The sequence below is a fragment of the Rhodoblastus sp. genome, assembly GCF_041915505.1.
Classification (GTDB): domain Bacteria; phylum Pseudomonadota; class Alphaproteobacteria; order Rhizobiales; family Beijerinckiaceae; genus Rhodoblastus.
This window is the reverse complement of sequence record NZ_JAYSBG010000201.1, coordinates 1-6,449: the sequence shown is the minus strand read 5'-3', so window position 1 is coordinate 6,449 and position 6,449 is coordinate 1. Positions and strand designations below refer to the sequence as shown.

At 67.0% G+C, this 6,449-nt stretch carries 5 protein-coding genes and 1 pseudogene; 3 read left to right on the top strand and 3 right to left on the bottom strand.

Going from position 1 to position 6,449, the window contains the following annotated elements; genetic code table 11:
• The 3 genes from ACE3S9_RS12770 to ACE3S9_RS12760 form a co-directional block, all read right to left on the bottom strand.
• Positions 1-719, bottom strand: a 719-nt coding sequence (locus ACE3S9_RS12770; RefSeq protein WP_374546846.1) for a DEAD/DEAH box helicase, incomplete at its 3' end; no start/stop codon positions are given.
• A gap of 219 nt (positions 720-938) precedes the next feature.
• Positions 939-2,459, bottom strand: a complete 1,521-nt coding sequence (gene trpE / locus ACE3S9_RS12765; RefSeq protein ID WP_374546845.1) for an anthranilate synthase component I — start codon at positions 2,457-2,459, stop codon at positions 939-941.
• A 13-nt stretch (positions 2,460-2,472) separates the two neighbouring features.
• Positions 2,473-4,383, bottom strand: a complete 1,911-nt coding sequence (locus tag ACE3S9_RS12760; protein ID WP_374546844.1) for a SurA N-terminal domain-containing protein — start codon at positions 4,381-4,383, stop codon at positions 2,473-2,475.
• A 238-nt stretch (positions 4,384-4,621) separates the two neighbouring features.
• On the opposite strand from ACE3S9_RS12760, the gene tpiA reads away from it, so the two are divergent.
• The 3 genes and pseudogenes from tpiA to ACE3S9_RS12745 all read left to right on the top strand — a co-directional run.
• Entirely contained in the window at positions 4,622-5,371 is a 750-nt protein-coding gene (tpiA, locus tag ACE3S9_RS12755; RefSeq protein ID WP_374546843.1) for a triose-phosphate isomerase, read from the top strand.
• A 163-nt stretch (positions 5,372-5,534) separates the two neighbouring features.
• Positions 5,535-5,933 (top strand): preprotein translocase subunit SecG, encoded by a 399-nt coding sequence (secG, locus tag ACE3S9_RS12750; RefSeq protein ID WP_374546842.1) that lies wholly within the window; start codon positions 5,535-5,537, stop codon positions 5,931-5,933.
• A gap of 109 nt (positions 5,934-6,042) precedes the next feature.
• Positions 6,043-6,449, top strand: a pseudogene (locus ACE3S9_RS12745) (CTP synthetase); the annotation flags it as partial.

Below are 6,449 nucleotides of genomic sequence, written 5' to 3'. Positions count from 1 at the left end.
AACCGCAGCAGGTTGATGACGACCTTTTCGGTCTCGCGCGCGTCAATCCGCACGGCGCGATAATCGATATCGGCGTGGCCGGCGGTTTCGCCCTTGGCCTCGATGCGCAAGGCGTTGTGCTGGTATTTCTTCGCCAGCGCGACAATGGCCTTCGGCATCGTCGCCGAAAACAGCAGGGTGCGTCGGCCTTCGGGCGTGGCGTCGAGGATGAATTCGAGATCCTCGCGAAAGCCCATGTCGAGCATTTCGTCGGCTTCGTCGAGCGCCACCGCCGCGAGGCGGGAGAGATCCAGCGCGCCGCGTTCGAGATGGTCGCGCAGGCGGCCCGGCGTGCCGACCACGATCTGCGCGCCGGCGGCGAGCGCGCGGCGTTCGGCGTGCGGATTCATGCCGCCGACGCAGGGAACCACCCAGGCGCCCGTCTTGCCATAGAGCCAGCGCAGCTCCTGCGCCACCTGCAGCGCCAGTTCGCGGGTCGGCGCGATCACCAGAGCCAGCGGCGCGCCGGCTTCGGGCAGCGTTTCGCCGCCGCCGAGAATGTCCGAGGCCATGGCGAGGCCGAAGGCGACGGTCTTGCCCGAGCCGGTCTGCGCCGAGACGAGAATGTCGCGGCCTTCGGCCTCGGGCTTGAGCACGGCGGCCTGGACGGGCGTGGGCGCGCTATAGCCGTGCTCGGCCAGGGCGCGGGCCAGCGCTGGGCTGGCGTGTTCGAAGGTCAATGTTTTCGCCGATCTGTCGTTGTTGAGGCCGCGCCGGTGTCCTGCTCCCGTTTACGGGGAGTGGGCAGGGATGAGGGGCGCCGGATAGAGCGCTGTCCAGCCGGGTTTAGTCAAGGGGCGCGTCGCTTTTCGAGGCGTCGGCGCTTCAGCCCCTCACCCCAGCCCTCTCCCCGCTTGCGGGGAGAGGGGGCCGCCGCTGCGCCCTTTGGATGACGGCGTTTATTGCCCGCGTTTGGCGGTCGAGGCGAAGCGCAGGGCTTCCTCGGCGGCGCGGAACAGGGCGCGGGCCTTGTTCACGCATTCGCGCTGTTCGCTCGCCGGGTCGGAATCATAGACGATGCCGGCGCCCGCCTGCACATGCATCAGTCCGTCCTTGACCACCGAGGTGCGCAGCACGATGCAGGTGTCCATTTCGCCCGAGGCGCCGAAATAGCCGATGCAGCCGCCGTAAATACCGCGCTTGTCGACCTCCAGCTCGTCGATGATCTCCATCGCGCGCACCTTGGGGGCGCCGGAGACCGTGCCGGCCGGAAAGCCGGCGCAGAGCGCGTCGATCACGTCGTGGTTCGGGTCGAGCTTGCCCTCGACATTCGAGACGATGTGCATGACGTGGCTGTAGCGTTCGACCACGAATTTCTCGGTCACCTTCACCGTGCCGATTTCGGCGACGCGGCCGACGTCGTTGCGGCCGAGATCGAGCAGCATCAGATGCTCGGCGCGCTCCTTCTCGTCGGCTAGCAATTCACGCTCCAGCGCCTCGTCCTGCTCGCGGGTCTCGCCGCGCCAGCGGGTGCCGGCGATGGGCCGGATGGTGACCTTGCCCTCGCGCGCCCGGACCAGAATTTCCGGGCTGGAGCAGACGATCTGGAAATCGGCGAAATCGAGATAGCACAGGAAGGGCGCCGGATTGACGCGACGCAAGGCCCGATAGAGCGCGAAAGCGGGAAGCTGGAACGGCGAGGTGAAGCGCTGCGACAGCACGACCTGGAAAATGTCGCCGGCGCGGATATAGGATTTGGCCGCCTCGACCATGCGCAGGAAACGCTCCTCGCTGGTGTTGGACGACGGCTGATGGCTTTGCAGCAGCAGCGCGTCCGCCGCCTGGCCCTCGTGGCGCATCGGCCCTTCCAGCGCCTCCACGGCGGAGTCGAGCCGGCCCAAAGCGGCTTCGTAAGCCGCCTTTGCGCTGAGATCCGCCAGCGGGCGGACGGGCGTCACCAGCCAGATTTCGTCGCGCACCGAATCGAACACGGCCATCAGGGTCGGGCGCACCAGCAGCGCGTCCGGCGTGCCGATCGGATCGCGCTTGGCGGGCGCGAGCCGCTCCATTTCGCGCACCATGTCATAGCCGAGATAGCCGAATACGCCGGCGGCCATGGGCGGCAGGCCCGGATGCGCGGGAATGGCGGATTCGTCGAGCAGCACGCGCAAGGCGTCGAGCGGCTTGCCCTCGCAGGCGACGAAAGCCTCGCGGTCGCGCCGGGCGGCGCGATTGATCTCGGCCTTGCCGCCCTTGACGCGGAAGATCACGTCGGGGTCGAGGCCGATCATGGAATAGCGCCCGCGCGCCGCGCCGCCCTCGACCGATTCGAGCAGGAAGACATCGCCCGCGCGGCCATGCGAGAGCTTCAGAAAGGCGGAAACCGGCGTTTCGAGATCGGCGACCAGCTTCAGGCTGACGAGGGACGGTTCGCCGGCGTCGTAGCGCGCGGCGAAAGCGTCGAATTCGGGCAGGAACATACTTTCGACCCTCTCATTCCTGCCCGTCGACCGCGCGCAGCGCGGCCTGATTGACATGCACGCCCAACTGATTCTGCAAGCCGGAAACATATTGGCTGAACAGGTCGTCGGCGAGGCTCGATTCGAGCTGCGGCAACAGGCCGGCCAGCACCTTGTCCTTCAGGTCGAGCGGCGGCGTCGCGGCGTCGAGCACCTTGAACACCAACCTGCCGTTCTGATCGGCCAGCGCGACGCCTGCGCCGCCGACCGGCGTGCCGAAAATCTGCTGGATGGCGGCCGGGGTCAGGCCGGCGGCGCCGGAGCGCTTGATCTCCTGCGCCTGCTGCACGGTCGCGTTATTGGCGGCGGCGAGCGCGGCGAGGCTCTCGCCGGAATCGATCTTGCGCGCCAGTTCGTTGGCCTGAGCGGCCAGAGCCTTTTGCGCCTCGCTCTCCTGCAGGGCGCGGACGACCTGCGCCTTCACCTCGTCCAGCGGCAATTGCCGGGAGGTCTCGACGGCATTGACCTCGAACCAGCCGAAACCGCCGTCCTTGCGGGTCACGGCTTCATTGTCGACGCCGACGTCGGAGGCGAAAATGGCCTTGACCAGTTCGGGGGAGGCGGCGAGCGCCGCTATCGGGGCGCCGGGCTGGCCGGCCTCGCCCTTGGCGGCGCCGGAGGCGTCCGTCACATAGGTCTGGGTCGGCAGGCCGAGGGCTTCGGCGGCTTGCGCGAGCGTCTTGCCGGACGTGCGCAGGTCCTCGATCTTGTCGTGCAATTGCTGGGTCGCGCTCTTGGCCTGGCTTTGCGCCAGCTCGCTCTTGATCTGGTCCCTGACCTCTTCGAAGGGCTTGGTTGCGCCCGGCTCGATCTGCGAGACATGGGCGAGCACGACGCCGAACTTGCCGGGAATGGGCGGGGTCACGCCGGGCTGGGGCAAAGCGAAGGCGGCGTCGGCTATGGCTTTGTCGAACATGGCGGCGCGGGTGGTCGAGCCGATATCCGCGACCACGCCGCCGAGATCCTTGTCGGCGACGACGGCGTCGAAGCTTTCGCCGGCGTCGATCCGCGCCTTCGCCTTGGCGGCGGAGGCCTCGTTCTGGAAGGTCGCCTGCGTGATCGAGCGCTTCTCGGGGGTGATGAAGCGCTGGGCGGCGGTCTCGTCATAGACCTTTTTCGCCGCCTCGTCGGAAATCTCGATCGTCTTGGCGACATCGGCCGGCGTCACGATCAGCACGGTCGCCTTGCGGAATTCCGGCGCGCGATAGGAGTCCTTGCGCATAGTGTAATAGGACTGCACGGCGTCGTCGGCCGGGGCGGGGGCCTTGGCGAGATCGGGGGCCGGCAGCACGAAATAATCGACTTTGCGGGTCTCGTTGGTGAAGGCGTTGACGGCGGCGAGCAGGACGCCGGGCGCTTTCACGCCGCCGGTGACCGCCTGCGCGATCTGCTGGCGCAAGGCGGTCTCGCGCTGCTCGCGGATATAGCTGGTTTCGGTATAGCCGTTGTCGCGTAGGATTTCGTTCATGCGGGCCTGGTCGAAGGCGCCGGTCGGGCCGGCAAACATTTTCTCCGCCTTGATGACCCGGGCGATTTCGGCGTCCGACAAGGCGAGGCCGAGCCTTTTGGCGTCCTGATCGAGCGCGGCGCCGGTCAGCAACTGGGAGAGCACTTGCCGGTCCAAGCCGATCTGGCGGGCTTCCTCATTGGTGATGGCGCGCTTGGCCTGGCGCTGGATGCGCTGCAGCGCGGTCTGGTAATCGTTGCGGAACTGCGCCATTCCGATTTCCGCATCGCCGACGGTCGCGAGCTGGTTCGCGCGGAAATTGGTGAAGACGTCGCGGATGCCGAAGAAGCCGAAGCCGACCACGATGACGGCGGCGAAGGCCGCGAGAATGGTGCGGCCGATCAGATTCTTCGACATGATCCGAAGACCATCGAGCATGGACATTTCCTGTTTTGCGCCGCACCGGACGGGCGGCGGAGAGCGCGGGACTATAGAAACGGCGAGGGCTGCGCGCAATGTCCCTTCCAACGCTCGGCGAGCGCGCGACTCCCGCCGCGCCGTTTGATCGCAGTCGCTCGCCGAATACAAGCCATTTCCAACGACCTGCGCCGCTTCGCCCCATTTGCAAGCGCCGCCGGCTCTGCTATCGCGAGGCGGAGGGTTTGGGGGAACAAGCATGACGGTGAAAATTCGTCCGCTCGCGGCGGGCAACTGGAAGATGAACGGCGTGACCGCCTCGCTGGCCGAGATCGCTGCCATAGCGGAAAGCGCCGCCGGAATCGGCGGGGCGGACGTGTTGATCTGTCCGCCGGCGACCCTGATCGCCCAGGCGGTCGCCGCGGCGGCGGGCCGGATCGCCATCGGCGGGCAAGACTGCCACGCCAAGGCCTCTGGCGCCCATACCGGCGACATTTCCGCCGAACAGCTCAGGGACGCGGGCGCGGGTTTTGTTCTCGTCGGCCATTCCGAACGCCGCGCCGATCATGGCGAGAGCGACGCGGTCGTGCGCGCCAAGGCGGAGGCCGCTTTGCGCGCCGGGTTGGTCGCGGTGGTCTGCGTCGGCGAAACCAATCTCCAGCGCGAGGCGGGCCAGACGCTCGCCGTCGTCGGCGGCCAGCTCTCCGCCTCGCTGCCGCATGGCGCGACAGCGCAAAATCTGGTGGTGGCCTATGAGCCGGTCTGGGCGATCGGCACCGGCCTGACGCCGACGCCGGAGGATGTCGCCGAGGTCCACGGCTTCATCCGCCGCGAACTGGTCGACTTGCTGCCGGAGGCCGGCGCCGTCGTCCGCATTCTTTATGGCGGCTCGGTGAAGCCCTCCAACGCCGCCGAACTGATGGCGGTGGAGAATGTCAACGGCGCCCTGGTCGGCGGCGCGAGCCTGACCGCCAAGGATTTCCTGGGCATCGCTTCGGTTTACGAGTAGACCGCGCGGGCGGGGTTCCCAACGGCGGACTTTTGCGTTAAGACCCGCCGACTATGCCGTCGCGGCCGTTTCGCGGCGGCTTTTGCGGTTTGACTTGGCATCTCAAAGCCCGCTCTCGTGAAAAGAATTTACTTTTCAGCGAGTTGGGCGCAAGGACGATAAAATGCAGACGGTTCTGATCGTCGTTCATCTTCTCATCGTGGTGGCGCTGATCGCCGTGGTTCTGCTGCAGCGTTCCGAGGGCGGCGCGCTCGGCATGGGCGGCGGCGGGGCCGGCAGCTTCTTCACCGGACGCGGCCAGGCCAATGCGCTGACGCGGGCAACTGCGATTCTCGCCACTTTGTTCTTCATCACCAGTCTGGCGCTGACCATTCTGGCCTCCTACAATCACCCCAACAAATCCATCTTCGAATCGCCCGCCGCGACCGCGCCGGCCTCGGCGACGGACCAGCCGAAGGGCACGGTTCTCGACCAGTTGAAGCAGATGGAGAAGACGGCTCCGGCCGCTCCCGCAGCGCCGCCCGCGCCGGAGCCGGCCCAGGCTCCGCCGCGTTCGCAGTAAGTTCACGTTTCCCGAGGGGCCGGTTTTCCGGCCCTTCCCGTAATGAAATCCCCACGGTCGACCGGCGCTCTCCGCGCCGCGTCCCGCTCAGACTTGAGGCGACCCTGCGATGGCGCGGTACATCTTCATCACCGGCGGCGTGGTTTCCTCCCTCGGCAAGGGGTTGGCCTCGGCGGCGCTGGGCGCCCTGCTGCAAGCGCGTGGCTATACGGTGCGGCTGCGCAAGCTCGACCCCTATCTGAACGTCGATCCGGGCACCATGTCGCCCTATCAGCATGGCGAATGCTTCGTCACCGACGACGGCGCCGAGACCGATCTCGATCTCGGCCATTACGAGCGCTTTACCGGCCGCTCGGCCAATCGCATGGACAATGTCACCACCGGTCGGATCTATCAGGACATCATCACGCGCGAGCGGCGCGGCGATTATCTCGGCGGCACGGTGCAGGTGATTCCCCATGTCACCAACGCCATCAAGGAATTCGTTCTCGACGGCAATTCCGGCTATGATTTCGT